The sequence below is a fragment of the Streptococcus mitis genome, from assembly GCF_009496205.1.
Taxonomy (GTDB): domain Bacteria; phylum Bacillota; class Bacilli; order Lactobacillales; family Streptococcaceae; genus Streptococcus; species Streptococcus mitis_BN.
This window is the reverse complement of the sequence record NZ_WIJO01000019.1, coordinates 25,785-32,683: the sequence shown is the minus strand read 5'-3', so window position 1 is coordinate 32,683 and position 6,899 is coordinate 25,785. Positions and strand designations below refer to the sequence as shown.

Genomic DNA, 6,899 nt, shown 5'->3' with positions numbered 1-6,899 from the left:
ACCAAAGGCATGATAGAAGGCATGGAAGTGACAATCCTCCAAGGTATTCACCACTTTTTCAATAGTAAAGACGAGATGGTCTTGTGGTAAGAAAGAACTGATTTCTAGTGGTAAAGTTGTTTGATTTTTGTTATAGTGAATATGCATGGGATGGCCTTTCTAAATGATTTATTAAGCAATTCCATTTTATTAAGACTATCGCAACCATGCAAAAAAGCAACGGCAAATCCGTTGCTTTTTTTGGAGACAAGAGACTATTGTCCCAGACTCTTCTTTTCTATCAAACTGAACGCATTCCAAACCAGTCTTTTTTTGAGTTTTTTGATAAAATAGTACTATTAGTGAAAAGGATGGAAGCATGACTAAGAAAATTGTAGCTATTTGGGCCCAGGATGAAGAGGGTGTGATTGGTAAGGACAATCGTCTGCCTTGGCATTTGCCAGCAGAATTGCAACACTTTAAAGAAACAACTCTGAATCATGCTATCTTGATGGGGCGTGTGACCTTTGACGGGATGGGGCGTCGCTTGCTTCCAAAACGGGAGACTTTGATTTTGACTCGTAATCCAGAAGAAAAGATAGACGGGGTTGCTACTTTTTATGATGTTCAGTCTGTCTTGGACTGGTATAAGGCTCAAGATAAGAATCTTTATATTTTAGGTGGAAAGCAAATTTTTCAAGCTTTTGAACCCTACCTTGACGAAGTGATTGTGACTCACATTCATGCTCGGGTGGAAGGAGATACCTATTTCCCTGAAGAGTTTGATCTGTCTATTTTTGAGACGGTTTCAAGCAAATCCTATACCAAAGATGAGAAAAATCCTTATGATTTTACCATCCAATACCGCAAGAGAAAGGAAGTCTAATGGAACGTAGTATATTTGGTTTTTTCACAGCCATGCTGTGTTTGGTCTGCTTGCTTGCAGGAGCACAGGCTTTTCGTAAAAAGCGCTATGGACTTTCTGTCCTGCTCTGGTTAAATGCCTTTACCAATTTGGTCAATAGTATCCATGCTTTTTACATGACCTTATTTTAGATAGAATGACAGTATAGAATAGAACGGAAGGAAATCATGCCTACAAATAGGAATAATGATATGATGGTTTATTGCTCATTTTGTGGCAAAAGCCAAGAAGAAGTACAAAAAATAATCGCTGGGAACAATGCCTTTATCTGTAATGAATGTGTGGAGTTAGCCCAGGAGATCATTCGTGAGGAGTTGGCTGAGGAAGTCTTGGCAGACTTGTCTGAGGTACCAAAACCAATCGAACTCCTCCACATCTTGAATCACTACGTAATCGGTCAAGATCGTGCCAAACGTGCCTTGGCAGTAGCTGTATACAACCACTACAAACGCATCAATTTCCACGATACGCGTGAAGAGTCAGAAGATGTGGATTTGCAGAAATCAAATATCTTGATGATTGGCCCAACTGGTTCAGGGAAAACTTTCCTTGCTCAGACCTTGGCTAAGAGCTTGAATGTACCTTTTGCGATCGCAGATGCGACAGCTCTTACTGAGGCTGGTTATGTGGGTGAGGACGTGGAAAATATCCTCCTCAAACTCCTACAGGCTGCTGACTTTAACATCGAGCGTGCAGAGCGTGGGATTATCTATGTGGATGAAATTGACAAGATTGCTAAGAAAAGCGAGAACGTGTCTATCACACGTGATGTTTCTGGTGAAGGTGTGCAACAAGCCCTTCTCAAGATTATCGAGGGAACCGTTGCTAGCGTGCCGCCTCAAGGTGGACGCAAGCATCCACAACAAGAGATGATTCAAGTGGACACTAAAAATATCCTCTTCATTGTGGGTGGTGCCTTTGATGGCATTGAAGAAATCGTCAAACAACGTCTGGGTGAAAAAGTCATCGGATTTGGTCAAAATAATAAGGCGATTGACGAAAACAGCTCATACATGCAAGAAATCATTGCAGAAGATATTCAAAAATTTGGTATTATCCCAGAGTTGATTGGACGTTTGCCTGTCTTTGCAGCTCTTGAGCAATTGACGGTTGATGACTTGGTTCGCATCTTGAAAGAACCAAGAAATGCCTTGGTCAAACAATACCAAACCTTGCTTTCTTATGATGATGTTGAGTTGGAATTTGACGACGAAGCTCTTCAAGAGATTGCCAATAAAGCCATCGAACGTAAAACGGGTGCGCGTGGTCTTCGCTCGATCATCGAAGAAACCATGCTAGACGTCATGTTTGAAGTACCGAGTCAGGAAAATGTGAAATTGGTTCGCATCACTAAAGAAGCTGTCGATGGAACGGATAAACCAATCCTAGAAACAGCCTAGAGGTGACTATGGAACTTAATACACACAATGCTGAAATCTTGCTCAGTGCGGCTAATAAGTCCCACTATCCGCAGGATGAACTGCCAGAGATCGCTCTTGCAGGGCGTTCAAATGTTGGCAAGTCTAGCTTTATCAATACCATGCTGAACCGTAAGAATCTGGCTCGTACGTCAGGGAAACCTGGGAAAACCCAGCTTCTCAACTTTTTTAACATTGACGACAAGATGCGCTTTGTGGATGTGCCTGGTTATGGTTATGCCCGTGTTTCCAAAAAGGAACGTGAAAAGTGGGGGCGCATGATTGAGGAGTACCTAACGACTCGGGAAAATCTCCGTGCGGTAGTCAGTCTAGTCGACCTTCGTCATGACCCGTCAGCAGATGATGTGCAGATGTACGAATTTCTCAAGTATTATGAGATTCCGGTTATTATCGTTGCGACCAAGGCGGACAAGATTCCTCGTGGTAAATGGAACAAGCATGAATCAGCAATCAAAAAGAAATTAAACTTTGACCCAAGTGACGACTTTATCCTCTTTTCATCTGTCAACAAGGCAGGGATGGATGAGGCTTGGGATGCAATCTTAGAAAAATTGTGAGGAAAAGAAAATGGCAAAAACAATTCATACAGATAAGGCCCCAAAGGCTATCGGACCATATGTTCAAGGAAAAATCGTTGGCAACCTTTTGTTTGCTAGCGGTCAAGTGCCCCTATCTCCTGAAACTGGGGAAATCGTTGGAGAAACGATCCAAGAACAGACAGAACAAGTCTTGAAAAACATCGGTGCTATTTTGGCTGAAGCAGGAACAGATTTTGACCATGTTGTCAAAACAACTTGCTTCTTGAGCGATATGAACGACTTTGTTCCTTTTAACGAGGTTTACCAAACGGCCTTTAAAGAGGAATTTCCAGCTCGTTCAGCAGTAGAGGTAGCTCGTCTTCCTCGTGATGTAAAAGTCGAAATCGAAGTCATCGCAGAGATTGGATAAGCTAGTTGAAGTTTGGTGTTGCCAAACTTCTTTTGATATAAGGAGAGATAGATGACAAAGAAACAACTTCACTTGGTGATTGTGACAGGGATGAGTGGCGCAGGGAAAACAGTTGCTATTCAGTCCTTCGAAGATTTGGGTTATTTTACTATTGACAATATGCCGCCAGCTCTCTTGCCTAAGTTTTTGCAGTTGGTGGAAACAAAGGAAGACGACCATAAGTTGGCCTTGGTAGTGGATATGCGTAGCCGTTCTTTCTTTTCAGAAATTCAAGCTGTCTTGGATGAGTTGGAAAATCAAGATGATTTGGATTTCAAAATTCTCTTTTTGGATGCAGCTGATAAGGAATTGGTTGCTCGTTACAAGGAAACCAGACGGAGTCACCCACTAGCAGCAGACGGTCGTATTTTAGATGGAATCAAGTTGGAACGTGAACTCTTGGCACCTTTGAAAAATATGAGTCAAAATGTGGTGGATACGACTGAACTTACTCCTCGTGAGCTGCGTAAAACCATTGCAGAGCAGTTTTCAGATCAAGAGCAAGCCCAGTCTTTCCGTATCGAAGTCATGTCTTTTGGTTTTAAATATGGAATCCCAATTGATGCGGACCTAGTCTTTGATGTCCGTTTCTTGCCAAATCCCTATTACCTTCTAGAACTGAGAAACCAAACGGGTGTGGATGAACCAGTTTATGATTATGTCATGAACCATCCTGAGTCAGAAGACTTTTATCAGCATTTGTTGGCCTTGATTGAGCCGATTTTACCAAGTTACCAAAAGGAAGGGAAGTCCGTTTTGACCATTGCCATGGGTTGTACAGGTGGACAACACCGTAGTGTGGCCTTTGCTAAACGCTTGGCGCAGGACTTATCCAAGAATTGGCCTGTTAATGAAGGGCATCGCGACAAAGACCGAAGAAAGGAAACGGTAAACCGTTCATGAGAAAACCAAAAATAACGGTGATTGGTGGAGGGACTGGGATCCCTGTCATTCTAAAAAGTCTGCGGGAAAAAGATGTGGAAATCGCTGCTATCGTAACGGTGGCGGATGATGGTGGTTCTTCAGGTGAACTCCGAAAAAATATGCAGCAATTGACACCGCCAGGTGATCTTCGTAATGTCCTTGTGGCCATGTCGGATATGCCTAAGTTTTATGAAAAGGTCTTTCAATACCGCTTTTCTGAGGATGCTGGAGCCTTTGCTGGTCATCCATTGGGCAATCTCATTATTGCAGGTCTGTCAGAGATGCAGGGTTCGACCTATAATGCCATGCAGTTATTGAGCAAATTTTTCCATACAACTGGAAAGATTTATCCTTCCAGTGACCATCCTTTGACCCTGCACGCAGTCTTTCAGGATGGGACAGAGGTGGCTGGAGAGAGCCATATTGCAGACCATCCAGGTATGATTGACCATGTCTATGTAACCAATACCCTCAACGATGATACTCCTCTGGCCAGTCGTCGAGTAGTGCAGACTATTCTTGAAAGTGACATGATTGTCCTCGGACCTGGTTCCCTCTTTACCTCTATTTTGCCCAATATCGTGATTAAGGAAATCGGGCAAGCGCTTTTGGAAACCAAGGCAGAAATCGCCTATGTCTGCAATATCATGACCCAACGTGGGGAGACAGAACACTTTACAGATAGTGATCACGTGGAAGTCTTGCATCGTCACCTTGGCCGACCTTTTATCGACACTGTCTTGGTGAATATCGAAAAAGTGCCTCAGGAATACATGAATTCCAACCGGTTTGATGAATATTTGGTGCAGGTGGAACATGATTTTGCTGGTCTTTGTAAGCAAGTTCCGCGTGTGATTTCATCCAACTTTCTTCGTCTGGAAAATGGGGGTGCCTTCCACGATGGAGATTTGATTGTGGATGAATTGATGCGGATTATACAGGTGAGAAAATGAGTTTCACAGTAGCAGTAAAAGAAGAAATTCTAGGTCAGCACCATCTAAGCCGGCATGAATTATCTGCCATTATCAAGATGTCTGGTAGCATCGGTCTCTCGACTTCGGGCTTGACCTTGTCCGTCGTGACAGAAAATGCCAAACTGGCTCGTCACCTCTATGAGTCCTTTCTCCATTTCTATGAAATCAAATCGGAAATTCGCCACCACCAGAGGAGCAATCTTCGCAAAAATCGGGTCTATACTGTTTTTACAGATGAAAAAGTGCAGGACTTGTTGAGTGATTTGCACTTGGCAGACTCTTTCTTTGGTTTGGAAACAGGTATTGATGAGGAGATTTTATCGGATGAGGAAGCAGGTCGTGCTTATATTTGTGGTGCTTTCTTGGCAAATGGAAGCATTCGTGACCCTGAGTCAGGCAAGTACCAGTTGGAAATCAGTTCTGTTTATCTGGACCACGCGCAAGGGATTGCCTCCCTTCTCCAGCAATTTTTACTGGATGCTAAGGTGCTTGAGCGCAAGAAGGGGGCTGTGACTTATCTCCAGCGTGCCGAAGACATTATGGACTTCTTGATAGTAATTGGAGCCATGCAGGCGCGTGACGATTTTGAGCGAGTTAAGATTTTGCGAGAAACCCGTAACGACCTCAATAGGGCCAATAATGCAGAAACAGCCAATATTGCTCGGACAGTTTCTGCCAGCATGAAGACTATCAACAATATCAGTAAAATCAAAGATATCATGGGCTTAGAAAACCTTCCAGTGGATTTGCAGGAGGTAGCGCAATTGCGGATTCAGCACCCAGACTACTCTATCCAGCAGTTAGCAGATAGTCTCAGCACTTCCCTTACAAAAAGTGGTGTCAACCACAGACTCAGAAAAATCAATAAGATAGCTGATGAACTATAAAACCACGAATCGTAGGACTCGTGGTTATTTTCTTGAAGTTATAAAATAAATATGTGAGAAATATTTTAATGAAAGTCCACTTTATAATCTATGGTATACTATAGATGAGTTACACGGTCAGGTTAAAGGAGACACCATGAAAAAAACTAAAAAAAGTATGATTATTTTATTCAGTATTTTAGCAGTCATTGGAATCGCAGTAGGAGGATGTAGCATGCACCAATACCAAAAGAAACAAGAAATGATAGCCATCGCGACAAGTGACGAGGCTAGAAAGGTTTATGAAGAATATTTAAAGAAAGAAGATCCCAAAGCACTGACCGAAGACGGTATCATTAAGAGTTATGAAATTGATAAAGAAAAACTTTCCTATAATCCAATGGGAGGTTTAATGGTACGTTTATTTTTGAACGGGAAAAAAGATCTTAGGATGAATTTTAACTTAATAGATAATGGAGATGGTACCTATAGTACTGCATACTATGGATATACTGGTGACCTAAGCAGGATTTTGGAAGAAGGAAAAAATGATTAAGGACTATGTAAATGATAAAAATCTTCAAATAGCAATGACAGAGTATGACTCTGAAATGGATTTAGATCATGTTGTGAAAACTCAAAGAGGAGATCAACTTGGCACTGTCACCCAAGTCTACAACAATACTACAGGAGCGGGCGAGCAGGTTTATGCGGTTGTAAAAAATCCTAATGAAAATGCTGAGGATGTAGAGGAAAGTTATGCTATACTATGAGTAAGTTCATTTCTAATTTATTGATAGGATAG

At 42.1% G+C, this 6,899-nt stretch carries 10 protein-coding genes; all 10 read left to right on the top strand.

Annotated features, from left to right (window positions below; translation table 11 throughout):
- Nucleotides 1-358: 358 nt before the first annotated feature.
- Nucleotides 359-865 (top strand): dihydrofolate reductase, encoded by a 507-nt coding sequence (locus tag GEZ85_RS04740; RefSeq protein ID WP_111702636.1) that lies wholly within the window; start codon nt 359-361, stop codon nt 863-865.
- Entirely contained in the window at nt 865-1,035 is a 171-nt protein-coding gene (locus GEZ85_RS04735; protein ID WP_000442260.1) for a hypothetical protein, read from the top strand. Before GEZ85_RS04740 ends, GEZ85_RS04735 begins: the two co-directional genes overlap by 1 nt.
- A gap of 36 nt (nt 1,036-1,071) precedes the next feature.
- Nucleotides 1,072-2,304 (top strand): ATP-dependent Clp protease ATP-binding subunit ClpX, encoded by a 1,233-nt coding sequence (clpX, locus tag GEZ85_RS04730; protein ID WP_012972566.1) that lies wholly within the window; start codon nt 1,072-1,074, stop codon nt 2,302-2,304.
- Nucleotides 2,305-2,312: 8 nt separating this feature from the next.
- Complete coding sequence (gene yihA / locus GEZ85_RS04725) at nt 2,313-2,900, top strand: ribosome biogenesis GTP-binding protein YihA/YsxC (protein ID WP_000422604.1); 588 nt, start codon at nt 2,313-2,315, stop codon at nt 2,898-2,900.
- 10 nt (nt 2,901-2,910) lie between these two features.
- A complete protein-coding gene (locus GEZ85_RS04720; RefSeq protein WP_001140420.1) occupies nt 2,911-3,291 on the top strand; it encodes a RidA family protein in 381 nt (126 codons plus the stop codon).
- Between the two features lie 51 nt (nt 3,292-3,342).
- On the top strand, nt 3,343-4,233 hold the full coding sequence (gene rapZ, locus GEZ85_RS04715) for an RNase adapter RapZ (RefSeq protein ID WP_084925753.1): 891 nt from the start codon (nt 3,343-3,345) through the stop codon (nt 4,231-4,233).
- The gene (locus GEZ85_RS04710) at nt 4,230-5,207 is read left to right on the top strand and encodes a YvcK family protein (RefSeq protein WP_001231075.1); all 978 of its coding nucleotides are present in this window, start codon (nt 4,230-4,232) and stop codon (nt 5,205-5,207) included. Before rapZ ends, GEZ85_RS04710 begins: the two co-directional genes overlap by 4 nt.
- Nucleotides 5,204-6,115, top strand: a complete 912-nt coding sequence (gene whiA / locus GEZ85_RS04705; protein WP_061864400.1) for a DNA-binding protein WhiA — start codon at nt 5,204-5,206, stop codon at nt 6,113-6,115. The genes GEZ85_RS04710 and whiA overlap by 4 nt, the downstream gene beginning before the upstream one ends.
- 136 nt (nt 6,116-6,251) lie before the next feature.
- A complete protein-coding gene (locus tag GEZ85_RS04700) occupies nt 6,252-6,650 on the top strand; it encodes a DUF1310 family protein (RefSeq protein WP_153209666.1) in 399 nt (132 codons plus the stop codon).
- Nucleotides 6,643-6,867: a hypothetical protein gene (locus GEZ85_RS04695; RefSeq protein ID WP_061864398.1), complete on the top strand. Its 225-nt coding sequence runs from the start codon at nt 6,643-6,645 to the stop codon at nt 6,865-6,867. Before GEZ85_RS04700 ends, GEZ85_RS04695 begins: the two co-directional genes overlap by 8 nt.
- Nucleotides 6,868-6,899 lie beyond the last annotated feature (32 nt).